Here is a 26,960-nt window from a genome sequence, read left to right on the forward strand (position 1 = left end):
TGTTATAAAAATACCTACCTTATACTACTTCACACCACTCTAAATCAACCATTCTTCTTCATCTTCTCAAAATTGTAGGGTACTATAATGTCAAAGTTATAGAAAGGAATTTCCAAAACTTGTGAGCTATAGTCGTTTTGTTCAGTTAATGCCAATGAGCTTCATGCCCATGGTGTTACTGCTAAAAAGCCTATCAGGAAAACAAACTGGTCAATATTATATCGACTCTACTAAACTTCCTGCTTGCCATAATTTAAGAATTAATAGACATAAAGTATTCAAAGACATAGCAAAAAGAGGTAAGACTTCCACTGGGTGGTTCTTTGGTTGTAAGCTACATATTGTCATTAACAGTTGCGGAGAGATTATGAGTTTTTCTTTAACTCCAGGAAATGTTGATGATAGAGCAGTGGTAGAAAATTTAGTAGATAAATTACAAGGCTGGCTTTTTGGTGATCGTGGGTATATCAGTAAAAAACTCACTCAATCCCTTGCTAATCAAGGTTTAGAACTAATAACAAAAATTAAAAGTAATATGAAAGAAAGAATAATAGATCCTATTAAAAAGCGGTTTTTAAATAAAAGGTATATTATTGAAACCATTAACGATCAACTAAAAAACCTTTGTCATATAGACCATACAAGCCATAGATCTGTTATGAATTTTCAAACTAACGTATTAGCTGGACTGCTTACCTATGTTTTTAAGCCTAATAAAATTTCTGTAGCTTTTGGAAAATTAAACAATCTCAACCTTCCTCTTACATCAAACTGAGGTTAATGTATAGGCAAGGCTTGACAAAATTAGTCTGAGTTGATTAGCCCACCATTTATGGCATGAAGTGCGATCGGCAAATAGCTCTAACTGTTGCTCTTTTATACGATTTTCCATATCTCCACGTGCACAGTAATTTTTATCATATAAATCTTCTGGCTTACCTGCTAAATTAGTTACTATATATCTTGGATTCTCACCAAGGCTAGTTACTTCTGCTTTACCAACTATCTTACGATGACGACTCCAGCTATCAGCTTTATATTTAAATTCACTAAAAAAGCGTTGCTTCTCTTTGCTAATTGTGAAGGCTTCGTTAGATTGTTGCATCAATAGCTCAAGCAGCTTGTTAAGTCTAGTATTTTGGGCTATTCCGACTATATATTTTACATTATTTTCATCACACCAATCCAGCATCTGATGACGACAAAATCCACCATCACCACGAAAAATAATCTCTACTTCAGGCCACGATTGACGAAAACGCTTGACTAATAGAGATAATATTGCCCAGCTATGCTTTGCTTGTTCTAGCTTTGAGCTGCGAAGATTGCTTACTAACAGCTTTTTTCCACAAAAAACATATAAAGGTAGAAAGCAATTATGACGATAATATCCATGATAAAACTTCCCCTCTTGATTGCCATAAATTTCATCATCAGTGGCATCAAAATCAAGTATTAATTGTTTCGGCACGGTTTTACGAGATTCGACAAACTTGTCAATCATCACCTTATGAGCTTTAAGAGCAAATCCACGATCTACTTTATTTTCTAAACGGCATAAAGTAGAGCTACTAGCCATATCGTCCAGTGTGTCTATACTTGTTTGCAAAGCTGGACATTTTCTTAAATTATCGTGATCATTTAAATCTTCATAACCAAGAGCAATACCATAAATACGCTGTTTGAGCATTGTTAAAATAGTATGAGTAATTTTATCAGAATCTCGCTTATCAGGAAAAATCTTAGCCAGTTCATTAGTTAGACCAAGTCTTTTATCTGCTTCTCTTAGCAATAATACACCTCCATCGCTACTAATATTACCTCCTGTGAAATTTATTTCTATTTGACGATTTTTTACTTTCGATTGGTAAATTAATCCTGTACAATTTGTCATGGCAAAACCCTCTATGTAATCTTCTTTTAACACTGATATTATATAGTATTACAAGGGTTTTGTCTCTATTCTTTCATGCAATATTCAGGTTAGCTCCTCCACATGCTTCCATAGCTACCAATGAACTTTTATCGAGATTGCTTAAATAGGCTATTAACTCATCTCTTGTAACTTTTTGATAACCTATTTTTTTGCCATTTTGATCGACTTGCACCAAGTGCATACTATTTTTTGCTAAATCTATTCCTATTATAGTATTTTTTATGCTATTATTTATCATGGTATGGACCTATTAATTAAATTATTATTTAATTTGGAGCAGCTGAAAACTATTTTTCAGCTGACTCCGTACCAGTAAAGCATATTTCGCTTCACTCGTCCATACCATCATTCCCGCGTAGGCGGGAATCTAAGACCCCCTACCTTCGCAGGGGTGACATCTAAGGCAAGCAGGGGTGATACTGAATTAAGCAAGAGTAAAATATTACAGGGCATTTTAAATTATTAGTTGACTTATTGGAAATTTGGTATTGTAATAGGTTATAATTTTGTGTATCATAATAAATGTTTTTAATCATTATTAATTGGAGAATTTTAATGCAAGTGTTCGTTGGAAAAGCTGCTCCGGATTTTACAGCTAAAGCTATTATGCCTGATAATAGTATAGAATCTGAATTTAATCTTAGAAATTATGCTAAGGATCATAAAGTGGTGTTGTTTTTTTATCCGCTTGATTTTACTTTTGTTTGTCCGTCAGAAATTATAGCTTTTAATAATAGGTTAGGAGAATTTACTGAGAGAAATACAAAATTAGTGGCAATAAGTGTTGATTCGCATTTTTCGCATTTAGCTTGGAAAAATACTCCTTACAATAAAGGCGGGGTTGGTAATATCCAGATTCCTATGGTGTCAGATCTTAAAAAGATTGCCTCACATAGTTATAATGTACTGCACGATGATGGAATATCACTGCGTGGTACTTTTGTTATTGATGAAGCATTTATAGTTCGGCATTTGCTAGTTAATGATTTGCCAATTGGTAGAAATATTGATGAAGTAATAAGAGTGATCGATGCTATAGACTATAATACCAAACATGGCGAAGTATGTCCAGCTGGATGGCATAAAGGTGATGAGGGTATTACTCCTTCACATAAAGGAGTGGCAGATTACTTAGCTTCTAATGCAGAAAAGTTATAATAAAAGTTATAATATATAAAAATTTGAATCATAGCCCACTAACATTACTTCATTCTATTGGTAAGGAGTAATGTTAATCAGGTTAGTTATAAAATAAAAAACTCACCTTACGCATGGCATTTAAAAGTCATAGGAAAAATATCCTGGTGTCATTGCGAGGAGCCATTTTGGTGGCGACGAAGCAATCTAATGAATGTGGATTGCCACGACCACTACGTGGTCTCGCTAATAGCATCTTATACTTTTCTGCAATTTTTAAATTGTCACAGGATTTATGCGTAAGGTGAGTTGCTAATAGATACTTGGCGTTCAGACTTTTTATTCATCATGAGAAAACAGTAAAAAAAAATGTAGGGTACTATGGGAAAAAATACGCAATATTACAAGAATAATGAAAACAGCTATTAGTGTAGCAAAAAAATCTGTTATATTATAGATATAACCGAATTTGGAATAATTTGTTATATCGAATTCAGGGGAATCGGGCAGCAAAAACGATGCCTATAAGTAATAGGCGAGTGACGATGAGTGATGACGTTACCAACTTCTCATCAATTGACCATATAAAGCAGCCGAAGGGGTTTGATGCTGAAGGAGCTATTTTTGGATACTAACCCAGTATCTTATACAAAAGAAACTATTGATATTCTAAGACTAATTAGGAGCGAAAATGTTGGTTCAAGAACTTTTTGGAGCTTAATAAAGCTATTTGGTAGTAGTAGTGTTGCAATTGACAACATACAAGAATTTTCTGTGCGAGGTGGGCGTTCTAAGCCAGTAAAGGTATTTTCTCAGAGTGATGCAAGTAAAGAACTTGAATTGTTGCAAAAACATAATGATCAGATTATTACCTATAAATCTCCAGAATATTCAAGGTTATTGTTAGAGATTTTTGATTGCCCACCGATACTAAGTTATAAGGGTAATATTGGGTTATTATCACACGAAAGATGTTTAGCAATTGTTGGAGCAAGAAATGTTTCAGTAAATGGTCGTGCCTTTGCTGCTAAAATTGCTAAGGAATTGACTGATGCAAATTATATAGTGGTTTCTGGACTTGCCAGAGGTGTTGATACAGCAGTGCATCAAGTAAATACCTCTAAAACAATAGGAGTTATAGCTGGAGGAATTGATTATGTTTATCCCCCAGAGAATGTTAGATTATTTGAGCAAATCCAGCAAGATGGCTTGATAATTGCTGAATTACCAGTAGGTTCAAAACCTCTAGGGCAACATTTTCCACAGCGTAATCGATTAATTTCTGGTATATCTCTTGGAACAGTAGTGATTGAAGCAAGTCTAAAATCTGGATCGTTAATAACAGCACGGTTTGCTTTAGAACAGAATAGAGAAGTATTTGCCGTACCAGGATTTCCGCTGGATCCTAGGTGTCAGGGTACTAATAAACTTATCAAGGAAGGAGCTCATATGTGGAATCTACTCAGGATATAGTGACTAATTTACCACCTTTTAACAAAATTATCAATAAATCTAAGGATGTAGCAAATGATTCAACCGAAAATAATCAGTTTAGAACGTTAGATATCAAATATGATAATGTAATTACCAATGATATGCGTATGAGGGTTAAGGAGCTTTTATCTTCAACTCCTATAGATTTTGATTGTTTACATCAAACACAGCTACCTTTGCAGGCTATATATATGATAATATTAGAGCTAGAATTGGCTGGAAAAATAACCAGATATCCTGGCAACAAGATATCTTTAATTTATAAATAAATATGAAATTAGTAATAGTAGAATCGCCGGCAAAGGCGAAAACAATAAATAAGTATCTGGATAGTGATTTTAAGGTTATTGCTTCGTTTGGACATATTAGAGATTTACCATCTAAAAATGGTTCAGTTCTGCCAAATGAAGATTTTGCCATGAAATATGTTATATCAGATAAAGCAGAAAAATATGTTGAAGCAATAACTAAGGATGCTGCCAAAGCTGAAATGGTTTATCTAGCAACAGATCGAGACCGAGAAGGAGAAGCAATTGCCTGGCATGTTGCAGAAATAATAAAAGAAAAAAACTTGATTAAATCTAATGATTTCTTTAAGAGAGTAGCATTTGATGAGATTACCAAAAAAGCTATTTTACATGCAATGGACAACCCAAGAAATATTGATATTGATTTGGTTAATGCTCAACAAGCAAGGAGAGCATTGGATTATTTGGTAGGATTTACTTTATCACCGATATTATGGCGTAAATTGCCGGGATGTAGATCAGCAGGTAGAGTTCAGTCTGTAGCACTCCGACTTATTTGTGAGCGAGAAGATGAAATTGAGCATTTTAAATCGCAAGAATATTGGGATATTACCCTTAATGTTCTGAATAGTAATAAGGAACCGTTTTTAGCGAGATTAACTCATGTCAATGGTAATAAATTAGAGAAATTCTCAATTATTAATGAATCGGCAGCTAATGATCTAGTCAAAGAAATAAAATCAAAGAATTTTCACATTGCAGCTTTAGAAAAAAAGCAGCAAAAACGTCAGCCTCAACCGCCTTTCATTACTTCTTCGTTACAGCAAGAAGCAGCTCGAAAATTAGGGTTTACTGCTAAAAAAACTATGCAAATTGCTCAAAAGCTTTACGAAGGCATGGATATAGGTAATGAAACGATAGGTTTGATTACCTATATGAGAACTGATGGTACTACCCTTGCTAGTGAGGCTGTTGAACAAATACGTCAGTTGATACATAAGAATTTTGGTGATAAATATCTACCAGCTAGCCAGCGAGTTTATAAATCTAAAGCCAAGAATGCTCAAGAAGCTCATGAAGCTATTAGACCAACCAATGTTACTCTGTTACCAGAAAAATTAAAGGATACACTAGATAAAGATTATTATAGGCTTTACGACTTGATTTGGAAAAGGACGATAGCCTGTCAAATGGAAAATGTTATTATTGATTTGGTGGTCGCTCAGCTTGATACAGAAAATAAAGAATTCACCGCCAGGGCAACTGGTTCAATTATTGCCTTTGATGGTTTTTATAAAATTTATCGTGAGGGTCTAGATGATGAAACGGAAGAAGAAAATAGGCTTCTACCATTACTACAAGAAGGAGAAAAATTAACTACAACTTCAGTGAATCCAGCACAGCATTTCACCGAACCACCACCAAGATATTCTGAAGCCAGTCTCGTCAAGAAGCTTGAAGAACTTGGGATTGGTCGTCCTTCTACTTATGCTTCTATTATATCAGTATTGCAAGATAGGAACTATGTGGTTGTTGAGAAAAAACGTTTCTTTCCAGAGGAATTAGGGCGTTTAGTGACAACATTTCTGACAGGGTTTTTCAAAAAATATGTTGAATATGATTTTACAGCTGATCTGGAGAATGATTTAGATGAAGTGGCAGAAGGTAAAATAGAATGGAAAAATTTACTAAAAAAATTCTGGGATGGGTTTAATAATAACGTAGAAATAGTTAGTGATAAGAAAATATCTGATATAATTCTTTATGTTGAACAAGCATTAGATTATCACCTATTTGGAGAAAAATCAGAAAGTAACAATTCGAAAAATTGCCCATCCTGTTCTACAGGGCAATTAGGTCTGAAACTTGGTAAGTTTGGAGCGTTTTTAGCTTGCAGTAACTATCCTGAATGTACTTTCAAAAAACAAATTACTTCGAAGAATAGTGATATTGTTGATATGGCTGAAGAGAACAAATTATTAGGAGTAGATAAAGAGGGTCATGATGTTTTATTAAAGAAAGGTCCATATGGTTTTTATGTACAGACTAGCAAACCAGTTGCCAAGGGTGAAAAACCAAAGCGTGTGTCATTGCCACCGTCAGTAGCACAAAATGACGTGACTCTTAGTTTGGCTCTAAGGCTTCTTGAGTTACCGGTTAAGTTATGCCTGCACCCTGAATCTCATCAAGAGATTATACTGGGTATAGGTAGATATGGTCCGTATCTTAAATATCTTGATAGGTTTATTTCGATACCGAAAAGATACGATCCTTTTACCATCACATTAGAAACTGCTGTGGAAATAATTGAGGCTAGTAATAATAGGCTGAAGAATAAACCGGAAAAAGATACTGATAAGTCAGGAGTAGTGGTAACAACAATTCCTAAAAAGAATATTAGGACAAGGACTGGTGCTGCAAAAAAAATAACAAAAAAGAAAAGACACCCTGCATAAGTCAATTTAGTTGGTGATTTTGTCGTCGAAACTCGCCTCCGCTCCGAACAATCGTCTATGTACGCTGCGGTACTCGGCTTCGTTTCTCCTAAAAATCCCTCAACTATCTTTGACTTATGCAGGGTGTCTAAAAAAGCAAAATAAGCAGTTAGAAAATTATGAGAAAAGTTATCACAAGATTTGCCCCTTCACCAACTGGTATGTTGCATATAGGTAATAGTAGGACAGCTCTGATAAATTGGTTATATGCTAGAAAGCATAATGGCATATTTATTTTAAGGTTTGATGATACCGATCTTGAACGTAGCAAACAACAATATAGACATGCCATTGAAGAGGATTTTAAATTTTTAGGACTTAACTGGGATCAAACTTTTTGCCAATCTGATAGATTTGATAAGTATGAAGCGGTAAAAGCATTATTATTACAAAAAAATAAATTATATCCTTGTTTTGAGACCCAGGAAGAGCTGGAATTAAAGCGTAAGTTACAACTATCTAGAGGGCTTCCTCCAATATATGATCGTGCGGCTTTGAACCTTACTGAACAACAAATAAATGACTATATTAGTCAAGGAAGAAAACCGCATTATCGATTCTTGGTATCGCATACTCCAATTATTTGGCAAGATATGATTAAGGGTGAAGTCAAATATGAAGGCAAGAATATTGGTGATCCGATAGTTATCAGAGAAGATAACAGTATGACTTATATGCTTTGTTCGGTTGTTGATGATATTGATTATGGCATTACCGATATTGTTCGGGGCGAGGATCATGTAACTAACACTGCCATTCATGTGCAAATGTTTGAAACTCTAGAGGCAGAGGTACCAAATTTTGCTCATCTTAGCCTAGTTATCAGTCGGGATGAAAAAATATCTAAAAGAATAGGGGGATTTGAGATTGCCTCTCTAAAGGATGAAATTGGATTAGAACCAATGGCAATTAATAGTTTCTTTAGTTTGCTTGGCTCATCATCGCCTATTATACCATTTAAAAATTTAGATGGGCTAATAAAAGAGTTTGACATTAATAATTTTTCTAAAAGTCCAACAACTTATTTACCAGAAGAGCTAGAGCGTTTAAATCATAAATTACTAATTAGCTTGAGTTTTGATGAAATAAAAGATCGCTTAAAAGAGATTAAAGCTGAACAAATAAATAAGCAATTCTGGTTGGCAGTTAGAGGTAATTTACAAAAATTATATGAAATAAAAGATTGGTGGAATATTTGTTATTCCCCCTCTAAAGTTGAAGGATTAGATAAAGAGTTTTTAAAACAAGCAGCTACCTTATTAATAGACGAACCAATAACCATCGATAGTTGGAGCATATGGACTAAAAGAATTATGGAAATAACTGGTAAAAAAGGTAAAGAAGTATTCCTACCTTTAAGACTTGCTATAACGGGAATGACATCTGGACCAGAAATGTCAGTAATATTACCTCTGCTCAATAAAGATGAAATTACAAAAAGACTAACAAGTTGATTTATGCAAATATAGTCAATTCAGAAGAATTTGGGGCTAGGAGCGATGGAGTGCATAAGCGTCAGTTTAAAAAACAATAATTGAGAAACCGTCATTGCGAGGAGACCTTAGATCCATAACTGTTGAAAGTTAAAAAGAGAACCAAATTGCAACTAAAGGTGGCGTGTAAATATAAACTCAGGGTAATTACCACACAAACCCGTCCCGACTTCAGTGTTGTTGTGCCAAAAAATGGCTGACAGAAGAGGAAATGATAAAATTTGTAGGCACAACAAATTATTTATTTTAGTTGTCGCTACACATATTTGTTCGAATATAAAAATTTCAAAATAATCCTATAATAATTATTAGCTTTACTACTTGATTATTTCTTTTACTCTCCTGATGATATTAAATAAGGAATAGTGCTAATCGGTAAATTCATTGCTTTATAAATAATCTTTGCCTCATCTGATACCGGGGATGGAATGCCAAATACTCTTTTATCTTTAATGTGTACTACACTGGTAATCTCCACCCCAATTAGTGCCTTACGTAATCGTTCCGGTGATAGTTTAATTGACTGTAAATTTACTCGATATTCTAAATGCCTGATACATACTAACCATAGTACCCTACAATTTTTGTAAAGATGGTATTAGGATAGAAAAAAGTTTTTGTTTGGGAGGTATTAATAATGTGGATATTAGCTGCGTTATGGCTGTTGTAGATTGATAAAAAGCATTTTTGATATGATCAAAGCCATAGGTAAATAATGAAAACAATTGTCTTTCAATGGTTTTGTACCGTTTTATTCGGATGGGATTTAAGGCATTTTGTATTATTCCATTTTTGACTATTAAAGCTGAAGCAATAGCAGTTATCACTAATAATTTTTCAAATCTATCCAATTTTACAATGTGACTTTTTTCAATATCAAAACCACCGCTTTTTAGGTGCAAAAATAGTCGTTAACACTCCAACGAAATTTATATAAAGCAAAAATATCTTGCTCTATTTCAATTGAAGACACCAGAACCATCAGCTCGCTCTTATCATTTCTATATGCGGTAAAATTAACCTTTCTATTCCATAATATACCACTATAAGCCCTATACTCTAAGGCTTTAACATCACTAAATATTCTTTCAATGGTTAAAGTTCTTAAACCTTTTGTAAGACGAATTTTATGATCCATTTTTAATGGAATAACAAACTTTAGATGGTTATTTATCAGAAAGTCTAACCATTCTTTATTCATAAATTCTCTATCAGCAAGCAAATATTTTATTCTTTCAACGCCAAAATTATTAATAAATTTCTGTAAAAATTCCTTCATAAATTCTGCAGAACACCCGCCACCATGCGACAAAGTCTTCCAGAATATTGGCACCGATATTTTACCAATTACCATTACTAAAAATAAAATATTAATATCGGATTTACCAAATTTCCAACTTGTCCTATCCATTGCTACGACATAATTTTTTGAAGCAAAAAAGCTTAATAGCAAATAGCCAACCTTCATATAATCAAAATTAAAATCTTTTAAAAAACGATAAATTCTATGAGTTTTTGACGTCGCTTTAGCATCACCTAAAATACCAAGTGCTAAACCTTTTTGATAAATTGAGCTGCCCGTCAGCAAACTAATTACCATACCAACCAAACATTTTAATCTTGATTTATTTCCGTCTATATATAAAATCAATTCTTGAAGTATTATATTATGCATTTTGTTATAAAAATACCTACCTTATACTACTTCACACCACTCTAAATCAACCATTCTTCTTCATCTTCTCAAAATTGTAGGGTACTATAGTTGATGATAGAGCAGTGGTAGAAAATTTAGTAGATAAATTACAAGGCTGGCTTTTTGGTGATCGTGGGTATATCAGTAAAAAACTCACTCAATCCCTTGCTAATCAAGGTTTAGAACTAATAACAAAAATTAAAAGTAATATGAAAGAAAGAATAATAGATCCTATTAAAAAGCGGTTTTTAAATAAAAGGTATATTATTGAAACCATTAACGATCAACTAAAAAACCTTTGTCATATAGACCATACAAGCCATAGATCTGTTATGAATTTTCAAACTAACGTATTAGCTGGACTGCTTGCCTATGTTTTTAAGCCTAATAAAATTTCTGTAGCTTTTGGAAAATTAAACAATCTCAACCTTCCTCTTACATCAAACTGAGGTTAGTTATTTCTTCTTGGTCTGATGCACTACCAATATGTCGAACAACCCGTTGTTTTACTTTATTAGTTATGGGATCGCGTATCCCTTCTACTAGTTGAACAGCGTTAACATTACGGGTAGCAGATTTTTTGACTCTAACGAACATATCAGTAGCATATTTAAAACTAATTGTTGGTTAGTATATCTACTAAAATATTGTATGTCAATAATAAAAATATATGGAGGCACAACAAACGCCCTCTAATTAACAAAACCTTTTAAGGTGGTCCCCTTTGTCTAGACAAAAATTTAGATAAATAGAGATATAATTCACAAAAATTAAATTGTTGTTTTTATACAATATTTTTTTCAAAATATACACATTCTGGAGTTTTATAATCCAAAGCTTGATGCATCCTTTGTCTATTATAAAAGTCCATATATTCGTTAATTGCTGTCTTTGCCTCCTTTACTGTTGTTAAAATAATCCGATAAATTTTTTCCTGTTTTAATGATCGCCAAAAACGTTCAATAAAAATATTATCTAAGGCTCGTCCCTTACCATCCATACTAATCAAGATATTATGTAGCTTTAGCATACTAATAAAATTCTCCGAGGTAAATTGTACTCCTTGATCAGTATTAAATATTTTTGGCATACCATATTTTTCTATAGCGTCTTCAAGGGCTGTTACACAAAATTCACTTTCCAAACTAATGGAGATTCGCCAACTTAGAATATAACGACTATACCAGTCAATAATAGCTACTAAATATACGAACCCTTGGCTCAGTCTTATATACGTTATATCTGCACTCCAAACCTGGTTTGGCAATACTATTTCTAATCCTTTTAGTAAATAAGGATATATTTTATGCGCTTGATTCCTCTTGCTTAAATTTATTTTAGGATAAACAGCTTCAAGACCCATTATCTTGTAGTAACGTCTAACAGCTTTACGACCTACCGAAAAACCTTGGGCTTGTAAATATTTAGCCATCCGCCGCATACCATAATATGGATGCATAGTATAGGTCTCATCAATTATTGCCATAATCTTGATATCTTGTTCACTAATACCAGTAGGTTGATAGTAATAGGTTGACCTGCTAATATCCAATAACTTACACTGTTGTACAATTGTTAACTTATTATGATTAGGCTCTATCATATTACACCTAACCTTTAATTCCAAACAATGCAGATTTTTTTTTGAGCCAGTCACACTCAACGCTTAACTGACCAATTTGCTCATATAGATTCTTGATTAACCCCTGCTGATTTGGATCAGCACTCTGTGTTTTATTCTTAAAACCTTGTACTAACAACTCAAGACCTTGTTTTTTCCAGTTGCTGATCTGTGTTGCATGAACACCATACTTACTGGTTATCTGGGCTATTGTTAGCTCTCCCTTAATTGCTTCTATGACAATTTTGGCTTTCTCCTCAGCACTATATTGCCTTACTTGTTTTTTCATCTCTAGCTCTCCTTGTTTGCTAAAGAATTCTATCTCATTTTTCTTATTTTTCTGTCCAAAATATTGGAACCATTATACTTATCTTTAACTATTTTCCGAAGTCAGGAATAGAGCCAAATTGCAACTAAAGGTGGCGTGTAAATATAAACTCAGGGTAATTACCACACAAACCCGTCATTGCGAGGAGGTCGCCAGACCAACGAAGCAATCCTTTCTATTCACTTTTTCTTGGATTGCCGCGTCACCGCTTTTAGCGGCTCCTCGCAATGACGGCTTGAGGACATATTTATGTTCATACAATCTTTAGTTGTAATTTTAATAATTTTCTAACTTTCAACAGTTGTGCCTAAGAGACCTGAGCTATTTGGTATTCTAAAGCCACTTCTTTACCGCGAAACGCTATAGCAATTTTGATGATTTTTTGAACATGGGAGTGTTCTTTTATTTTAGCCTCATATTTTTTTCTCATGATTTGATCTAGCCCTTCTTTGGCAACAGATTCTAAAATATCAGCAGACTTGCATATTTTATATTCAATAATAATGGCATTATCTTGCTTCCCAGCTCTAGGTATCAACATAATATCAGCCCTACCGCTACCAGTCTCTCTTTCACTGTCTATTATGTAGTCGGAAGCTAAGGTATTAATCAAACCTAGCATAAAGCCACTATAAAACAGCTCGGCTTTTTTCTCGCCTGTTTGATAAAAACTAGTAGCATTGAGTAATAATTCTTGCAATCTTTCTTTAAATTGTTCTATTTTACCTGCCGGCAGCAAAGTAGCAAAAGAATAATATCGAGAGTGATCGATTTGTAACTGATCAGTTACCCATTGGAGCATTCTGGCATTATATATATATCGTACCTCTTTATTTGGTACCGACAATTCGTAAATATCTTCTTCTGGTTTTTTAGCAACAGGGTTTAAATAACCGCTAAATAACAACAAGCTAAATAATCCTACTGGCTTGTTGATATCAGCAAAACTAATTTGTTTGACAATCGGTGAGATAATAGCCTTTCCGGCAGCTAAGCTCTGTAAATCTTCCTGCATTCCATCTGACAATAATGCTTTATCAACAAGACCCGTCCCCCCACTATCTAGCCAATAATGATCAATTTTCCCTTTATGAGCCAAACATTGCATAATCGACCATGGATTATAGATGATTTCTCCGCCAAAATTATAACCATTATACCAAGCTTTAATTTGTTCAGGATTAGTTGCCGTTGGTACTTTGGTTAATAACTCATCAACTTCTGCTTGAGTAAAACCATAGAACTTAGAAAATTCTTCATCAAGCAAGCTATATTCACTAACATTATTCAAATCCGAAAATAAATTAGCTTTAGCAACCCGTAATATGCCGGTTATTACGCCTTTCTCTAAATAAGGATTAGTTTTTAAACTACTGCCAAACATCCCGCGAAACATTTCAAGTACCTGTTCAAACTCTTCTGGCTTGTTACCAAACTTAATGTATGAACTATTGATCGGCGTATCGTATTCATCGATCAATATGTAAACTTTTTGACCAAAATGTTTGTACAGCACTTCACTCAAAACCCGTAAACTATCTTTTAAGTCTTCCTTATCAAGCTTTCCTGTAAAATATCGATTTAACTTTTCCTTTTGTGCCTCATCTAGTAAATTTTCATCTGTTGTTATATAACGCTTTAAGTATCGATGATTTGTAAATAAATTAGTTACTTGATTTTTTATCCCATTTTCAATTTCTTGGTAGTTACTACCTTTTACATCCTTAAAATTTATGGAAATAACCGGAAATTGACCTTGCTGAGTCATGGCATATACATTACCGTTAATCTTTAAAGGCTCTAAAGTCCTTTTTCCTTTAATACCTAAATTGATTTCCCCACCGATAAATAGCTTGTTATTTACTCTATCTTCTATAGGTAAAGGAACACCATTTTGATCCACCTCTATCTCAAAAAATTTCTGGAGCATATTCATGTTCAAGCTCTTACCCCACCGCCTTGGTCTAGTGATCAGGATAACTTTACCACTATCTTCCAATAATTCTTTGATCATTAAGCTTTTATCAACAAAGACATCACTATTAACTAGCAAGTCATAGAATTCATCTGTTCCCACCATCATTTTGGGTGATTTATTGTTACCTTGCATGGTGCTATTAGAATCAGAAAGTTTAAAGGTCATGTTATTTATTATATTTGATTTAAGCAAAGTGTAGCATAAATAAGCTAACAACACCAGCAATCTAAAGAACAAATTGAAAAATTAAAATGACCCCCCTCAAATTAACCATAGTACCCATCGTGCTGTCTATAACTCGATAATCAAGTTTTTTGCAGAGCTTATAAATAGTAGGTTGTTTGAAGGAAATTTGAATATAGTCAATTGATGAGAAATTGGTGACGTCGTCGCTCAATGCTCGCCTATTACTTATAGGCGTCGCTCCATCGCTCCTAGCCCCAAATTCTCCTGAATTGACTATATATCCGAGTCACAACATCTATCTTTAAACGCAAAATTTGTTATTCCCGCGTAGGCGGGAATCTAGACCCATAGTACCCTACAATTTTTGTAAAGATGGTATTAGGATAGAAAAAAGTTTTTGTTTGGGAGGTATTAATAATGTGGATATTAGCTGCGTTATGGCTGTTGTAGATTGATAAAAAGCATTTTTGATATGATCAAAGCCATAGGTAAATAATGAAAACAATTGTCTTTCAATGGTTTTGTACCGTTTTATTCGGATGAGATTTAAGGCATTTTGTATTATTCCATTTTTGACTATTAAAGCTGAAGCAATAGCAGTTATCACTAATAATTTTTCAAATCTATCCAATTTTACAATGTGACTTTTTTCAATATCAAAACCACCGCTTTTTAGGTGCAAAAATAGTCGTTAACACTCCAACGAAATTTATATAAAGCAAAAATATCTTGCTCTATTTCAATTGAAGACACCAGAACCATCAGCTCGCTCTTATCATTTCTATATGCGGTAAAATTAACCTTTCTATTCCATAATATACCACTACAAGCCCTATACTCTAAGGCTTTAACATCACTAAATATTCTTTCAATGGTTAAAGTTCTTAAACCTTTTGTAAGACGAATTTTATGATCCATTTTTAATGGAATAACAAACTTTAGATGGTTATTTATCAGAAAGTCTAACCATTCTTTATTCATAAATTCTCTATCAGCAAGCAAATATTTTATTCTTTCAACGCCAAAATTATTAATAAATTTCTGTAAAAATTCCTTCATAAATTCTGCAGAACACCCGCCACCATGCGACAAAGTCTTCCAGAATATTGGCACCGATATTTTACCAATTACCATTACTAAAAATAAAATATTAATATCGGATTTACCAAATTTCCAACTTGTCCTATCCATTGCTACGACATAATTTTTTGAAGCAAAAAAGCTTAATAGCAAATAGCCAACCTTCATATAATCAAAATTAAAATCTTTTAAAAAACGATAAATTCTATGAGTTTTTGACGTCGCTTTAGCATCACCTAAAATACCAAGTGCTAAACCTTTTTGATAAATTGAGCTGCCCGTCAGCAAACTAATTACCATACCAACCAAATATTTTAATCTTGATTTATTTCCGTCTATATATAAAATCAATTCTTGAAGTATTATATTATGCATTTTGTTATAAAAATACCTACCTTATACTACTTCACACCACTCTAAATCAACCATTCTTCTTCATCTTCTCAAAATTGTAGGGTACTATAATCTAGACCCCGCACCGAAGCAGGGGTAACAACTACACTTCTTTGTCATATATGGACGAGTGAATTTGTCAACAAAGAAAATAAAAAAATAGAGCCACAAAGGAAGCGGTCATATATTCGGCATCGAGTGCCATAATGGTTTCTGCATTCTTATAAATATCCTTGAGTGACCTCTCATTCCCACGGCTTCTAGAGCCTCGACATAATTACGGATTTTATTCAGAATACTTATTCATTAACTCTTTAACTTTCGTTCTCTTTATTGTTACTATTCTTTACTCGCAATATTTATCAATTATCAATTTTTATTTAGTTGACATAGTTTCTTCTTTTTTCTCAACTAAACTAATTTGCAACATATTCGCTACCATTGGTGACTACTGCATAAGCAATCCTTGCTAACTTATTTGCTAAACCAACACATATAATATTATATGATTTATTTTCAGCAAATTTCTTCACTGCCCACTGCACTAGTTTATCTTTCGATTCCTTACCACTTTTTGCTCTTATTGCTATTGTCCTTGCAGCTTGAATCAACATAGTTCTGGCATATCTATCTCCCTGTTTGGTAATCCCTCCTAAAACTATCTTATCTCCTGAGCTATGTTGCTTTGGTACCAAACCAAGCGAAGCAGCAAAATCCCTTGGGGTTGGATAACTTTCCATTGGGGCTACACTCAAACAACTAGCATTGATTGCTCCAATGCCAAAAATTGTCTGCAACCTAGTAGCTTTCTCACTTTGCTTATTATTGCTGATAATCAGCTTTTCTAAAGTTTTCTCTTTGTCACATAAATCCTCAATTTCTTTACATTCTAAAAGTAAAATTGACCGTATCCCAGAATTTATATAACCTTTACTATACGCTAACTCTACCTCCAGCCTACATGATTTGCAAAATTTATTTTTACTTAATTTTGTATTATAGCCATATTCACATAAACTTGATATTGTAGAATTAGTTTTTTGCACACGATCTCTGATCGTATTACTTCTAATTTTATGCAAAAATTTTATATCTTGTTCCTCTTTGCTTTTTGGAAGCACAGTTTTTAATTCTGGATCACGAGCCGCTTTGCATATTGCTAACGCATCGTTATAATCATTTTTCTGTTTCGATGTAGCATAAACTTTTACATCTTTTGTTTTCATTAGTTTGACTTGCAAACCAAGCTTAGCAATTTCCTATGACCAATAATTAGCTCCTCCACATGCTTCCATAGCTACCAATGAACTTTTATCGAGATTGCTTAAATAGGCTATTAACTCATCTCTTGTAACTTTTTGATAACCTATTTTTTTGCCATTTTGATCGACTTGCACCAAGTGCATACTATTTTTTGCTAAATCTATTCCTATTATAGTATTTTTTATGCTATTATTTATCATGGTATGGACCTATTAATTAAATTATTATTTAATTTGGAGCAGCTGAAAACTATTTTTCAGCTGACTCCGTACCAGTAAAGCATATTTCGCTTCACTCGTCCATACCATCATTCCTGCTTCGGTGCGGGATCTATAATACCTCAGGGTATTATAGATCCCTGCTTTCGCAGGGATGACAACCATGATCCTATATTTTATTCAAATCTGCAAAAAAACTTGATTATCGAGTATTAGCAAGGAGGCGTAAGCCTCCGAAGCAATCCTTTTAATAGTTTTTTGGATTGCTTAGTCGCTACTAAAGTGGCTCTGAGCCATGACGTTGAGGTTAAATACTAATCGGATTTATAGTTAATTCAGGAGAATTTGGGGCTAGGAACGATGGAGCGACGCCTATAAGTAATAGGCGAGCATTGAGCGACGACGTCCCCAACTTCTCATCAATTGACTATATAACGTTGCCAATTCAAGTTAATTCACTATGTCATCAGCTAATAATGGTACATAATTATTATGTACATTGTCGTATAAATGATTATCAATAGTAATATCACTCAAGTAATCCTTTATTACTTCAAATAAGGAGCCTGCATTTTTAGTGAATTCTTTTAGACTCCTAGTTACCTCAGGTGATGAATGCACTTGTTTATTGGCTAATAGATCGTGCATAGTTCCTATCTCCTTATTCCGCAGTGCATACCATAAATCTGCGTTTGTTATTTTGGCACCATTATCTAACAGTATTTTTCTACAATTAGGATGGTTGTCTGCAGAGGCAATATTTAATGGTGTCATACCATTATTATTAGTTACATTTGGGTTTGCCTCCCATCCTAATAACATTTCAGCTATACCAGAACAATTATTTTTTATAGCATAGTGTAATGCAGTATTGCCATTTTCATCCTGATTATTTACATTAGCTTTGGTGAGTAAATGATTTGTTAAATGCATATTACCTGTTTTTACAGCGTGAAATAAGCCATGCTTTTTAAATAACGCTGATACACCACCGTAATATCCTTTACAAAAAAGTTGTTTCAATGACATATTTACCTCTTAATTATTAATGATTGCTTTTTTATTCTACCAGAACAAACCGTTTAATACGGTTATTCTGTTGTTGGCATCATACACTAATTTTTCACCTTATGCAAGCACTTATTTTAATAATTCCGTGTTTTCTTGGTTTTTATCATGTTTTTATTATTTAAAATCTCTCTTGCTTTAGCGAGTCTTATAAATCGTCCAAAAGCAAGAATCATAGAGTCAACAAAACCATCAAAACCAAATACCCAATATCGTCTTATAAAGAATGATTTTAGAAAATAAAAAATAATTTCTGTAGCAATTCTTATTTTTGATGGATTCCTACCTAGTTTGACGAAATCTTCTGCCTGCTCGGAAGAATAAAAATTTGCCTTAGCTACCATTTGCTCAATTGACATGCCAGACCTATGATAAATTATACCATTTAACTCATAGATTTTGTCTTGTGGGTTAATATCTGGGTTAAATAACACCGAATCATGAGTAGTAGTACTCATATTATTAGAAAAACTACTATATTTACGATTATATAATCTGATGAATTTATGATAAGGAGCAAAGCGACGAACTTTATGATCGTTACGGTGCAATATAACATTTTTAGTACGATAAGCTAAATAATTATCTTGAATATTTGAAGCAAATATAAATTCTATTTCATCCTGTAATTCTTTTGACAACTCTTCATCAGCATCAATATTTAATATCCAATCATTCTGACATAAATTTTCACCAAAAATTTTTTGTTTAACATAACCACTCCATTCATTAAAAATTACTTTGGTTCCTAAATCTCTAGCAATTTGTACTGTATTATCAGTGCTACCACTATCAACAACAATAATCTCATCGACAATGCCCTTAACACTGTTGATAGCTCTTGCCACTCTAGCGGCTTCATTTTTTGTGATAATAAAAGCTGAAATCTTTAGCATATGACCCCTTATACTCGATAATCAAGTTTTTTGCAGAGCTTATAACTATATTCAACTCTCCTGAATTGACTATAACAATCTACTTAACTGTAAAGGTAAAGACTAGGAGGCACCTGCAATAACTAAAATAATTCTATATTTGGCTCTTTTTGGCTACGAATAAACATGATTTTCTTGAAATAGGTATAGTCAATTCAGGGGAATTTGGTACTAGGAACGATGGAGCGACGCCTATAAGTAATAGGCGAGCGACGAGTGACGATGTCACCAACTTCCCATCAATTGACTATACCTATTTCAAGAAAATCATGTTTATTCGTAGCCAAAAAGAGCCAAATATAGAATTATTTTAGTTATTGCAGGTGCCTCCTAGTTCATGTTTTTAATTTTTTGAGATAATTTACTGATTTTACGTGAGGCGGTATTTAACTTGATAATATTCTTTGTTACGCCTTTCATTATTTCAGATTGTGCAACAATCAACGCTAATCTGGCCGATTCTTTTGAACCGCTAGCAACTTCTTGCAAAACTTTTTTTAAATAGGTTTTAATTCTACTCGCTCTATTCTTATTTATTAAAGTTTTTTTAATTGTTTGTCTTATTGCCTTTTTTGCTGATGAATGATTAGCCATATTTATTATTTTCCTACAGATTCATTAATTTTGTTCTTCATGATTATGACTTTCTGCTTGTGGAGTCATACAACCTTTACTATTTACATCTCTATCAACGAACTCAATATAAGCCAGTGGTGCCATATCTCCATAGCGAGAACCAGCCTTTATTATCCTAGTATATCCACCTGGACGTTCACTATATCTTTTACCTAAAACGCTAATAAGTTTTTCAGTTGCCACTTTATCTTTGATTTTAGCAAGCACCATTCTTCTAGTGGCTAAATCAGACTTCTTAGCCTTAGTTACTAGTACCTCAATATAAGGTCTAAGCTCTTTAGCTTTAGGTAAAGTTGTTTTTATTTGCTCATTCATCACAAGTGCCACAGCCATATTAGCAAACATCGCCTGCCTATGACTACTTGTTCTGTTGAGTTTTCTACCCTTAATTTTATGTCGCATATTGTTACCTTAAATTAATATGGATCTTCGTAACGCTTAGATAAATCCTGAATATTTTCAGGAGGCCAGCCTGCTACGTCCATACCAAATTTCAAGCCAAAAGTGGCTAATATATCTTTGATCTCATTAAGAGATTTTCTACCAAAATTTTGAGTTCTCAGCATTTCTCCTTCCGTTTTGATAACAAGATCTCCTATATAGATTATATTATCATTTTTCAAACAATTTTGAGATCTGACAGATAATTCTAATTCCTCAACTTTTTTCAACAAGGCTGGATTAAATGATAATTCTTCTAATTTATCCTGCTTATCTTCCATTTGTTCTTCAAATGTAATAAATAATTGCAACTGATCCTGCATAATTCTAGCAGCAAGGGCTATAGACATTTCAGGAGAAATACTACCATTAGTTTCAACGGTCATAATTAGTTTGTCATAATCTGTAACCTGACCAACACGTGTATTATCAACTTTATAAGTAACCTTCCTTACAGGACTAAATAACGCATCTATTGGGATTACCCCAATAGCAGCTTCTGAATCAACATTACTCACAGCAGGAACATAACCTTTTCCTGTCTCACACACTAGTTCCATTTCAAGCTGGGCTCCTTTTGCCAAGGTACAAATCATATGATTAGGAGTTAATATCTCCACATCATGACCCGCCCCAATCATACCGGCAGTCACCACACAAGGTCCAGTAGCACTTAATCTTACAACCTTCTTTTCGGAAGAATGCATCTTAATGACTAAGGACTTAAGATTTAAAACTACATCAACTAAATCTTCTTTAACACCAGGTATAGCAGAAAATTCATGCACCACCCCTGGTATCTTTATCGAAGTTATTGCAGCACCCTGAAGAGAAGAAAGCAAAATTCTCCTCATAGCATTACCTACTGTTAAACCAAACCCTCTCTCTAAAGGCTCAACTACAATCTTTACTATATTAGCATTCTTATCAGGACTGTCATACACGATCTTCGAAGGCTTGATCAGTGAGTTCCAGTTTTTATTTAATGATAACATTATTTACTACCTATCTCTCTATACTCTTCTTCTCTTTGGCGATCTAACACCGTTATGAGCAACGGCTGAAACATCCAAAATTGAGGTAACTATAAAATTTTGACTAAACACTGCCCGCATAGCCGATTCTCTTTGTACCCCTGCCCCTTGCACTCTAATTGAAACAGTTTTAAGACCATGCTCTTTTGCTGCTTCTGAGGCTTTATCAACAGTTATTTGAGCGGCATAAGGAGTAGCTTTTCTAGCCCCTTTAAAACCATGTGTACCGGCTGTTGAGAACGCTATAGCATTGCCTTGCACATCTGTAAAAGTCACAATAGTATTATTAAAAGTTGTTTTTATATGAACAACACCAAGAGTGATATTTTTTCTTTTTTTCTTGATCTTAGTATTAGACTGACTCATTATTATACCATATTACTTTGTAACTTTTTTCTTACCGGCAATTGCAACAGCTTTGCCTTTTCTTGTTCTAGCATTAGAATGAGTATTTTGTCCTCGCACAGGCAGTTTTCTTATATGCCTGAGACCTTGGTAACTTCTAATATCTTTTTTCTTCTTGATGTTAAGAGTTACTTCTCTTCTTAAATCACCTTCTACTTTATATTCTTTTTCAATAACACTACGTAAAACAATAAGTTCTTGATCAGTTAAGTCTTTAACCCTTTTACTCTCAGATATCCCAGCCTTTTGACAAATTTTTCCTGCAGCAAAAGAGCCGAGTCCATAAATATATGTTAAACTCACTACTAATCTTTTGTTTGCTGGAATGTTAACACTCGCTATTCTTGCCACAAATAATCTCCAAATTTTGATAACAACCAAAAGGGAATAATATAAAAATATCCCTTAAAGTCAAATAATTTCTAACATTTTATCTAAAACATCTTCTACTTCTTGCTTATCCTTACTTGCATCAACAACATAGAATTCACTATTATCTCTATAATAGCTAAGTAACGGATAAGTTTCTATCTTATATTCTTCTATTCTATGTTTAATAGTCTGTTCATCATCATCTTGTCGATGAATGAACTTATCCGATCCACAAACATCACAAACATTATCAATCTTAGGTTTAATAAAGTAACTATTATAAATTTGTTTACAATTTGCACAACTAAATCTACCCAAAATCCTCTTAATAATTACTTGATCGTCTATCTCAAAAAACACCACTTTAATCTTTTGACTAGCGAATTCTCTAAGAAAACTAGCTTGCTCTAGATTACGAGGATAACCATCTAGAACATAACCATTTTTATATATATCCTGAGTTAAAAACTTTTTAACTACATTATTTACCAATTTATGAGGGACAAGTTTTCCTTGTGCCATATACTCTTGAATTAACAACCCCTCTTCATTATTGACCTTTACCATTTGTCTAAATATATCACCTGTAGACACATGAGGTAAATTTAACTTTCCTGCCAATAACTGCCCTTGAGTTCCCTTCCCTGAGCCAGGAGATCCTATAAGCACTATAATCACTTTAAACCCATCTTTAGATATATAACATAATATATACTTACCACTAAGTATAAAAGTACATTATTTTAAGAATTAGCTACAAAAACTCTAAAATATTCACAAAGCAATTTAAAAATCGCAAAAAAAACAGTCTCCAAACCCAAAGAGTCTATTACTCGATAATCAAGTTTTTTGCAAAGCTTATAAATACTAGGTTGTTCGAAATATATCCGAGTCACAACATCTATCTTTAAACGCAAAATGTCATATATGGACGTATATGGACGAGTGAATTTGTCAACAAAGAAAATAAAAAAATAGAGCCACAAAGGAAGCGGTCATATATTCGGCATCGAGTGCCATAATGGTTTCTGCATTCTTATAAATATCCTTGAGTGACCTCTCATTCCCACGGCTTCTAGAGCCTCGACATAATTACGGATTTTATTCAGAATACTTATTCATTAACTCTTTAACTTTCGTTCTCTTTATTGTTACTATTCTTTACTCGCAATATTTATCAATTACCAATTTTTATTTAGTTGACATAGTTTCTTCTTTTTTCTCAACTAAACTAATTTGCAACATATTCGCTACCATTGGTGACTACTGCATAAGCAATCCTTGCTAACTTATTTGCTAAACCAACACATATAATATTATATGATTTATTTTCAGCAAATTTCTTCACTGCCCACTGCACTAGTTTATCTTTCGATTCCTTACCACTTTTTGCTCTTATTGCTATTGTCCTTGCGGCTTGAATCAACATAGTTCTGGCATATCTATCTCCCTGTTTGGTAATCCCTCCTAAAACTATCTTATCTCCTGAGCTATGTTGCTTTGGTACCAAACCAAGCGAAGCAGCAAAATCCCTCGGGGTTGGATAACTTTCCATTGGGGCTACACTCAAACAACTAGCATTGATTGCTCCAATGCCAAAAATTGTCTGCAACCTAGTAGCTTTCTCACTTTGCTTATTATTGCTGATAATCAGCTTTTCTAAAGTTTTCTCTTTGTCACATAAATCCTCAATTTCTTTACATTCTAAAAGTAAAATTGACCGTATCCCAGAATTTATATAACCTTTACTATACGCTAACTCTACCTCCAGCCTACATGATTTGCAAAATTTATTTTTACTTAATTTTGTATTATAGCCATATTCACATAAACTTGATATTGTAGAATTAGTTTTTTGCACACGATCTCTGATCGTATTACTTCTAATTTTATGCAAAAATTTTATATCTTGTTCCTCTTTGCTTTTTGGCAGCACAGTTTTTAATTCTGGATCACGAGCCGCTTTGCATATTGCTAACGCATCGTTATAATCATTTTTCTGTTTCGATGTAGCATAAACTTTTACATCTTTTGTTTTCATTAGTTTGACTTGCAAACCAAGCTTAGCAATTTCCTGTGACCAATAATTAGCTCCTCCACATGCTTCCATAGCTACCAATGAACTTTTATCGAGATTGCTTAAATAGGCTATTAACTCATCTCTTGTAACTTTTTGATAACCTATTTTTTTGCCATTTTGATCGACTTGCACCAAGTGCATACTATTTTTTGCTAAATCTATTCCTATTATAGTATTTTTTATGCTATTATTTATCATGGTATGGACCTATTAATTAAATTATTATTTAATTTGGAGCAGCTGAAAACTATTTTTCAGCTGACTCCGTACCAGTAAAGCATATTTCGCTTCACTCGTCCATACCATCATTCCCGCGTAGGCGGGAATCTGGATACCTGCTCACGCAGGTATAACACTAACAAGTTTTAGTTTTTTAATTTCATTTTTTTTATTAACCCCTCATATCTACTGCTAAATAAATGAGTTTGAATTTGGGCAAATGTATCTAAAACAACATTAACAACAATTAAAAAACTTGTTCCCCCTAAAGCAAAAGATACAGAATATTTATTCATTAACATTTCAGGGACTATACATATAAAACTTAGATATATACCACCTATGACAGTTAATCTAGTTAGCAAATAATCAAAATATTCCGAAGTATTTTTACCAGGTCTTTTTCCATGAATATATGCCCCATATTTCCTCAAATTATTTGCTGTTTCTTCTGAATTAAAAACTATTGCTGTATAAAAAAAGCTAAAAAACATTATCAATGCAACATACAGCAAAATATATAGAGGTTTTCCATGCCCTAAATGGAAAGTTACTAAATTCATAATTTCCGAATTATTGCTAGAAAAATTAGCTATTGTTATCGGAAACAATAAAATTGCACTAGCAAATATTGGTGGTATTACCCCAGCAGTATTAAGCTTAAGAGGCATATGAGTTGAATCACCACCATAAATCTTATTACCAACCTGTCTTTTTGGATATTGTACCAAAACTTTCCTTTGGGCCTTCTCAAAGAAAATTATCATGGCTATAATCAAAATAACTCCTAAACAAATAGCCATCACCACGACAGGAGACAATCCTCCACTTCTTGACAACTCAAACATACTTATAATAGCACTTGGTACTCCAGATACTATACCTATAAATATAATCAATGAGGATCCATTACCAATACCTCTACCAGTAATCTGTTCACCAAGCCACATTAAGAACATAGTACCTACAACTAAGGTGATAACAGTAGTAACTTTGAAAAAAAGCCCAGGTATAATCACTACAGGTCCAACATTAGTTACAACATGTTCCAAACTTATTGCCACACCATACGCCTGAAAAGAAGCTAATAAAACAGTTAAATATCTAGATAACTGATTGATTTTTCTTTTACCAGCCTCACCTTCTTTTTTTAAATTCTCTAACGGCTTGTAGGCTATTGACATCAATTGAATAATAATTGATGCAGTTATATATGGCATAATGGCTAAAGCAAAAATAGACATCCTACCTAGAGAACCACCAGATAGCATGTTAAACATACCAAGTAAACCAGATTGGTTTTGTTCAGCCACACTGCTTAACGCAATCGAATCAATACCCGCTATAGGAATAAATGAACCAAATCTACATATTATAAGAGCTAGAATAGTAAAAATAACTCTATTAGCTAAGTCTTTATTAGATTTTTGTGTGGATTTTAAGCTCATAAATTACAATATTTGACCACTAACTTGCTCAATTATCTTTTTAGCAGATGCCGAATAAGCATCTAATTGAAACGATAAGGGACTATTAAATTCACCACTGCTAACAGATAATAACTTAACCAACAACTTACTATTCTTAATTAACCCTACTTCAACTAACTTATCTTTTGTGATAACTTCCGTTGAATTTAAACGACTTTCTGATATTAAAAATTCTATATCGGCAATATTCACTACATTATATTTCTTAGAACTAGGACAATTAAACCCTCTCTTTGGCAATCTTTTAATCATTGGCATCTGCCCGCCTTCAAAACCCTTGATAGCTACACCAGATCTAGATTTTTGACCCTTAACACCTCTACCGCATGTTTTGCCTTTACCGCACCCAATACCGCGTCCTACCCTTTTTTTATCTCTCTTGGCACCAAAATTGTTAGATAACTCATTTAACTTCATTTTATAAACTCTAATTTATATTTTCTACTTTTAATAAATGTTGTACCTTTCTGATCATCCCTCTAATAGAGCTTGTATCTTTTAAAATAACAGATTTATGCATTTTATTTAAACCCAAGCCTATCAAGGTTTCTTCTTGATCATATTTACGACCTATAATACTACCAATTTGGGTAACTTTAACTTTTGCATCATTCATTTTTTCTTTATCACTATTCATAGATTTCTACAACCCAATTATTACTTATAACATTACTTTAACAAGAAACTATAGCTATAGTCAATTGATGGAAAGTT

Annotated in this window: 29 protein-coding genes and 3 pseudogenes; 8 read left to right on the forward strand and 24 right to left on the reverse strand. The window is 33.3% G+C overall.

What is annotated here, in order from left to right:
- Positions 1–88 precede the first annotated feature (88 nt).
- Positions 89–775: pseudogene (locus tag NBW66_RS10255) on the forward strand (IS982 family transposase); the annotation flags it as partial.
- On the opposite strand, the gene NBW66_RS10260 reads toward NBW66_RS10255, so the two are convergent.
- Positions 767–1,927: an IS1380 family transposase gene (locus tag NBW66_RS10260; protein ID WP_250310914.1), complete on the reverse strand. Its 1,161-nt coding sequence runs from the start codon at positions 1,925–1,927 to the stop codon at positions 767–769. The pseudogene NBW66_RS10255 and the gene NBW66_RS10260 sit on opposite strands and share 9 nt — an antisense overlap.
- Positions 1,928–1,967: 40 nt before the next feature.
- On the reverse strand, positions 1,968–2,174 hold the full coding sequence (locus NBW66_RS10265) for a hypothetical protein (protein WP_250310915.1): 207 nt from the start codon (positions 2,172–2,174) through the stop codon (positions 1,968–1,970).
- Positions 2,175–2,491: 317 nt separating this feature from the next.
- Here NBW66_RS10265 and NBW66_RS10270 point away from each other — a divergent pair, with 317 nt between their 5' ends.
- From NBW66_RS10270 to gltX, 5 genes are all read left to right on the forward strand, one after another.
- Positions 2,492–3,094 carry a peroxiredoxin gene (locus NBW66_RS10270; RefSeq protein ID WP_250312188.1) on the forward strand — a complete coding sequence of 201 codons (603 nt, stop codon included), beginning with the start codon at positions 2,492–2,494 and terminating at the stop codon, positions 3,092–3,094.
- A gap of 603 nt (positions 3,095–3,697) precedes the next feature.
- Positions 3,698–4,546, forward strand: a complete 849-nt coding sequence (gene dprA / locus NBW66_RS10275; protein ID WP_250310916.1) for a DNA-processing protein DprA — start codon at positions 3,698–3,700, stop codon at positions 4,544–4,546.
- Complete coding sequence (locus tag NBW66_RS10280; protein ID WP_250310917.1) at positions 4,546–4,836, forward strand: DprA-like winged helix domain-containing protein; 291 nt, start codon at positions 4,546–4,548, stop codon at positions 4,834–4,836. The genes dprA and NBW66_RS10280 overlap by 1 nt, the downstream gene beginning before the upstream one ends.
- 2 nt (positions 4,837–4,838) lie before the next feature.
- Complete coding sequence (gene topA, locus NBW66_RS10285) at positions 4,839–7,271, forward strand: type I DNA topoisomerase (RefSeq protein ID WP_250310918.1); 2,433 nt, start codon at positions 4,839–4,841, stop codon at positions 7,269–7,271.
- A 158-nt stretch (positions 7,272–7,429) separates the two neighbouring features.
- Positions 7,430–8,764 carry a glutamate--tRNA ligase gene (gene gltX / locus NBW66_RS10290; protein WP_250310919.1) on the forward strand — a complete coding sequence of 445 codons (1,335 nt, stop codon included), beginning with the start codon at positions 7,430–7,432 and terminating at the stop codon, positions 8,762–8,764.
- 373 nt (positions 8,765–9,137) lie between these two features.
- On the opposite strand, the pseudogene NBW66_RS15325 reads toward gltX, so the two are convergent.
- From NBW66_RS15325 to NBW66_RS10305, 3 genes and pseudogenes are all read right to left on the reverse strand, one after another.
- Positions 9,138–9,368: pseudogene (locus NBW66_RS15325) on the reverse strand (IS1634 family transposase); the annotation flags it as partial.
- 10 nt (positions 9,369–9,378) lie between these two features.
- Positions 9,379–9,705 (reverse strand): hypothetical protein, encoded by a 327-nt coding sequence (locus NBW66_RS10300; protein ID WP_250310575.1) that lies wholly within the window; start codon positions 9,703–9,705, stop codon positions 9,379–9,381.
- The gene (locus tag NBW66_RS10305) at positions 9,696–10,478 is read right to left on the reverse strand and encodes a transposase (RefSeq protein WP_250310921.1); all 783 of its coding nucleotides are present in this window, start codon (positions 10,476–10,478) and stop codon (positions 9,696–9,698) included. Before NBW66_RS10305 ends, NBW66_RS10300 begins: the two co-directional genes overlap by 10 nt.
- A gap of 89 nt (positions 10,479–10,567) precedes the next feature.
- Between NBW66_RS10305 and NBW66_RS10310 the strand changes: the two are divergent.
- Positions 10,568–10,948: pseudogene (locus NBW66_RS10310) on the forward strand (transposase); the annotation flags it as partial.
- A 335-nt stretch (positions 10,949–11,283) separates the two neighbouring features.
- Here NBW66_RS10310 and NBW66_RS10315 read toward each other — a convergent pair.
- The 9 genes from NBW66_RS10315 to NBW66_RS10360 form a co-directional block, all read right to left on the reverse strand.
- Positions 11,284–12,102 (reverse strand): IS3 family transposase, encoded by an 819-nt coding sequence (locus NBW66_RS10315; protein WP_250310664.1) that lies wholly within the window; start codon positions 12,100–12,102, stop codon positions 11,284–11,286.
- A gap of 7 nt (positions 12,103–12,109) precedes the next feature.
- Positions 12,110–12,409 (reverse strand): transposase, encoded by a 300-nt coding sequence (locus NBW66_RS10320; RefSeq protein WP_094649795.1) that lies wholly within the window; start codon positions 12,407–12,409, stop codon positions 12,110–12,112.
- Between the two features lie 346 nt (positions 12,410–12,755).
- Positions 12,756–14,558, reverse strand: coding sequence for an AAA family ATPase (locus NBW66_RS10325; RefSeq protein WP_250310923.1), 1,803 nt, complete (start codon positions 14,556–14,558; stop codon positions 12,756–12,758).
- 409 nt (positions 14,559–14,967) lie between these two features.
- Positions 14,968–15,294: a hypothetical protein gene (locus NBW66_RS10330; RefSeq protein WP_250310868.1), complete on the reverse strand. Its 327-nt coding sequence runs from the start codon at positions 15,292–15,294 to the stop codon at positions 14,968–14,970.
- Positions 15,285–16,067: a transposase gene (locus NBW66_RS10335; RefSeq protein WP_250310924.1), complete on the reverse strand. Its 783-nt coding sequence runs from the start codon at positions 16,065–16,067 to the stop codon at positions 15,285–15,287. Before NBW66_RS10335 ends, NBW66_RS10330 begins: the two co-directional genes overlap by 10 nt.
- Positions 16,068–16,501: 434 nt before the next feature.
- A complete protein-coding gene (locus tag NBW66_RS10340; RefSeq protein ID WP_284346677.1) occupies positions 16,502–17,326 on the reverse strand; it encodes an IS110 family RNA-guided transposase in 825 nt (274 codons plus the stop codon).
- Between the two features lie 18 nt (positions 17,327–17,344).
- On the reverse strand, positions 17,345–17,548 hold the full coding sequence (locus NBW66_RS10345; RefSeq protein ID WP_250310719.1) for a hypothetical protein: 204 nt from the start codon (positions 17,546–17,548) through the stop codon (positions 17,345–17,347).
- Between the two features lie 468 nt (positions 17,549–18,016).
- A complete protein-coding gene (locus tag NBW66_RS10355) occupies positions 18,017–18,595 on the reverse strand; it encodes an ankyrin repeat domain-containing protein (RefSeq protein WP_250310925.1) in 579 nt (192 codons plus the stop codon).
- A 116-nt stretch (positions 18,596–18,711) separates the two neighbouring features.
- The gene (locus tag NBW66_RS10360) at positions 18,712–19,530 is read right to left on the reverse strand and encodes a glycosyltransferase family 2 protein (protein ID WP_250310926.1); all 819 of its coding nucleotides are present in this window, start codon (positions 19,528–19,530) and stop codon (positions 18,712–18,714) included.
- Between the two features lie 149 nt (positions 19,531–19,679).
- Between NBW66_RS10360 and NBW66_RS10365 the strand changes: the two genes are divergently transcribed.
- A complete protein-coding gene (locus NBW66_RS10365) occupies positions 19,680–19,883 on the forward strand; it encodes a palindromic element RPE2 domain-containing protein (protein ID WP_250310927.1) in 204 nt (67 codons plus the stop codon).
- 16 nt (positions 19,884–19,899) lie between these two features.
- Here NBW66_RS10365 and rpsT read toward each other — a convergent pair whose 3' ends face one another.
- From rpsT to rpmD, 10 genes are all read right to left on the reverse strand, one after another.
- On the reverse strand, positions 19,900–20,163 hold the full coding sequence (gene rpsT / locus NBW66_RS10370) for a 30S ribosomal protein S20 (RefSeq protein ID WP_250310928.1): 264 nt from the start codon (positions 20,161–20,163) through the stop codon (positions 19,900–19,902).
- 24 nt (positions 20,164–20,187) lie between these two features.
- The gene (rplQ, locus tag NBW66_RS10375) at positions 20,188–20,607 is read right to left on the reverse strand and encodes a 50S ribosomal protein L17 (RefSeq protein WP_094648910.1); all 420 of its coding nucleotides are present in this window, start codon (positions 20,605–20,607) and stop codon (positions 20,188–20,190) included.
- A gap of 14 nt (positions 20,608–20,621) precedes the next feature.
- Positions 20,622–21,641 (reverse strand): DNA-directed RNA polymerase subunit alpha, encoded by a 1,020-nt coding sequence (locus NBW66_RS10380; protein WP_250310929.1) that lies wholly within the window; start codon positions 21,639–21,641, stop codon positions 20,622–20,624.
- 18 nt (positions 21,642–21,659) lie between these two features.
- The gene (rpsK, locus tag NBW66_RS10385; RefSeq protein ID WP_250310930.1) at positions 21,660–22,046 is read right to left on the reverse strand and encodes a 30S ribosomal protein S11; all 387 of its coding nucleotides are present in this window, start codon (positions 22,044–22,046) and stop codon (positions 21,660–21,662) included.
- A gap of 12 nt (positions 22,047–22,058) precedes the next feature.
- Positions 22,059–22,436, reverse strand: coding sequence for a 30S ribosomal protein S13 (gene rpsM, locus NBW66_RS10390; RefSeq protein WP_250310931.1), 378 nt, complete (start codon positions 22,434–22,436; stop codon positions 22,059–22,061).
- 60 nt (positions 22,437–22,496) lie between these two features.
- A complete protein-coding gene (locus NBW66_RS10395; protein WP_250310932.1) occupies positions 22,497–23,135 on the reverse strand; it encodes an adenylate kinase in 639 nt (212 codons plus the stop codon).
- A gap of 553 nt (positions 23,136–23,688) precedes the next feature.
- Positions 23,689–24,735, reverse strand: a complete 1,047-nt coding sequence (locus NBW66_RS10400; RefSeq protein WP_250310795.1) for an IS110 family RNA-guided transposase — start codon at positions 24,733–24,735, stop codon at positions 23,689–23,691.
- A gap of 167 nt (positions 24,736–24,902) precedes the next feature.
- Positions 24,903–26,204 carry a preprotein translocase subunit SecY gene (gene secY / locus NBW66_RS10405; RefSeq protein ID WP_250310933.1) on the reverse strand — a complete coding sequence of 434 codons (1,302 nt, stop codon included), beginning with the start codon at positions 26,202–26,204 and terminating at the stop codon, positions 24,903–24,905.
- Positions 26,205–26,207: 3 nt separating this feature from the next.
- Positions 26,208–26,663, reverse strand: a complete 456-nt coding sequence (gene rplO, locus NBW66_RS10410; RefSeq protein ID WP_250310934.1) for a 50S ribosomal protein L15 — start codon at positions 26,661–26,663, stop codon at positions 26,208–26,210.
- 10 nt (positions 26,664–26,673) lie between these two features.
- The gene (rpmD, locus tag NBW66_RS10415; protein WP_410520958.1) at positions 26,674–26,862 is read right to left on the reverse strand and encodes a 50S ribosomal protein L30; all 189 of its coding nucleotides are present in this window, start codon (positions 26,860–26,862) and stop codon (positions 26,674–26,676) included.
- Positions 26,863–26,960 lie beyond the last annotated feature (98 nt).

The organism is Rickettsia endosymbiont of Oedothorax gibbosus (assembly GCF_936269705.1).
Lineage (GTDB): Bacteria > Pseudomonadota > Alphaproteobacteria > Rickettsiales > Rickettsiaceae > Tisiphia.

Bases quoted from the DNA above. Each gene is read 5' to 3' on its own strand.
- NBW66_RS10265 (WP_250310915.1), bottom strand. From the start codon at position 2,174: ATGATAAATAATAGCATAAAAAATACTATAATAGGAATAGATTTAGCA.
- NBW66_RS10270 (WP_250312188.1), top strand. From the start codon at position 2,492: ATGCAAGTGTTCGTTGGAAAAGCTGCTCCGGATTTTACAGCTAAAGCT.
- topA (WP_250310918.1), top strand. From the start codon at position 4,839: ATGAAATTAGTAATAGTAGAATCGCCGGCAAAGGCGAAAACAATAAAT.
- gltX (WP_250310919.1), top strand. From the start codon at position 7,430: ATGAGAAAAGTTATCACAAGATTTGCCCCTTCACCAACTGGTATGTTG.
- NBW66_RS10305 (WP_250310921.1), bottom strand. From the start codon at position 10,478: ATGCATAATATAATACTTCAAGAATTGATTTTATATATAGACGGAAAT.
- NBW66_RS10315 (WP_250310664.1), bottom strand. From the start codon at position 12,102: ATGATAGAGCCTAATCATAATAAGTTAACAATTGTACAACAGTGTAAG.
- NBW66_RS10320 (WP_094649795.1), bottom strand. From the start codon at position 12,409: ATGAAAAAACAAGTAAGGCAATATAGTGCTGAGGAGAAAGCCAAAATT.
- NBW66_RS10325 (WP_250310923.1), bottom strand. From the start codon at position 14,558: ATGCAAGGTAACAATAAATCACCCAAAATGATGGTGGGAACAGATGAA.
- NBW66_RS10335 (WP_250310924.1), bottom strand. From the start codon at position 16,067: ATGCATAATATAATACTTCAAGAATTGATTTTATATATAGACGGAAAT.
- NBW66_RS10345 (WP_250310719.1), bottom strand. From the start codon at position 17,548: ATGATAAATAATAGCATAAAAAATACTATAATAGGAATAGATTTAGCA.
- NBW66_RS10355 (WP_250310925.1), bottom strand. From the start codon at position 18,595: ATGTCATTGAAACAACTTTTTTGTAAAGGATATTACGGTGGTGTATCA.
- NBW66_RS10360 (WP_250310926.1), bottom strand. From the start codon at position 19,530: ATGCTAAAGATTTCAGCTTTTATTATCACAAAAAATGAAGCCGCTAGA.
- rpsT (WP_250310928.1), bottom strand. From the start codon at position 20,163: ATGGCTAATCATTCATCAGCAAAAAAGGCAATAAGACAAACAATTAAA.
- rplQ (WP_094648910.1), bottom strand. From the start codon at position 20,607: ATGCGACATAAAATTAAGGGTAGAAAACTCAACAGAACAAGTAGTCAT.
- NBW66_RS10380 (WP_250310929.1), bottom strand. From the start codon at position 21,641: ATGTTATCATTAAATAAAAACTGGAACTCACTGATCAAGCCTTCGAAG.
- rpsK (WP_250310930.1), bottom strand. From the start codon at position 22,046: ATGAGTCAGTCTAATACTAAGATCAAGAAAAAAAGAAAAAATATCACT.
- NBW66_RS10400 (WP_250310795.1), bottom strand. From the start codon at position 24,735: ATGATAAATAATAGCATAAAAAATACTATAATAGGAATAGATTTAGCA.
- secY (WP_250310933.1), bottom strand. From the start codon at position 26,204: ATGAGCTTAAAATCCACACAAAAATCTAATAAAGACTTAGCTAATAGA.
- rplO (WP_250310934.1), bottom strand. From the start codon at position 26,663: ATGAAGTTAAATGAGTTATCTAACAATTTTGGTGCCAAGAGAGATAAA.
- rpmD (WP_410520958.1), bottom strand. From the start codon at position 26,862: ATGAATGATGCAAAAGTTAAAGTTACCCAAATTGGTAGTATTATAGGT.